Annotated in this window: 1 protein-coding gene; it reads left to right on the top strand. The window is 37.1% G+C overall.

The features are described 5' to 3' along the window. Nucleotides 1-220: 220 nt before the first annotated feature. Nucleotides 221-493: hypothetical protein (locus tag RCF13_RS19975; RefSeq protein WP_308141485.1), on the top strand; the 273-nt coding region annotated here is incomplete at its 3' end.

Raw genomic sequence — 493 nt, 5'->3', positions numbered from 1 at the left:
GTAGGGTTAAAATTGAATAGAGCTGAAAGTATCCCTTGTGGTTAACATTGTGAGGCTGTTGGTAGTGATGATCTCCGATGTTGAGCGGAGGGGATATTTGTTTTGTAGTAGTTGGCTGAATGGAGAATTGCCGAATGGGTTCTGTATTGGGAAAATTAAGGAGGAAAAATGCGAACTATGTAGAATATGGATAACATACTAGGAAAAGAAGGTATAAATTATGACAAGTATATTTGGTTCTGAGAATGTAGTCATCGAGCAAATTACGGAATCAGCACTAAAAGCTTATCTTGTTGGTTTTGATATTGATGACAAAGGTCAGAAAAAATATAGATGGAGAAACCTGGTGAATATTTTACAAGATGCCCTTACTGAGTTTGCTTTTGGGTACCATGAGGGTGAAGTTGTCCATATCTCACAATCGACGAGATTATTGTATGAAGCGGCTAGTGCAGTGTATAAAATCGATGAGTTTGTTGAAACCAAAAAGATT

The sequence above is a fragment of the Stenotrophomonas maltophilia group sp. RNC7 genome (genome assembly GCF_030910085.1).
Classification (GTDB): domain Bacteria; phylum Pseudomonadota; class Gammaproteobacteria; order Xanthomonadales; family Xanthomonadaceae; genus Stenotrophomonas; species Stenotrophomonas sepilia.
Note: the sequence above shows the minus strand (reverse complement) of the source record. Positions and strands in the feature narration are given on the sequence as shown.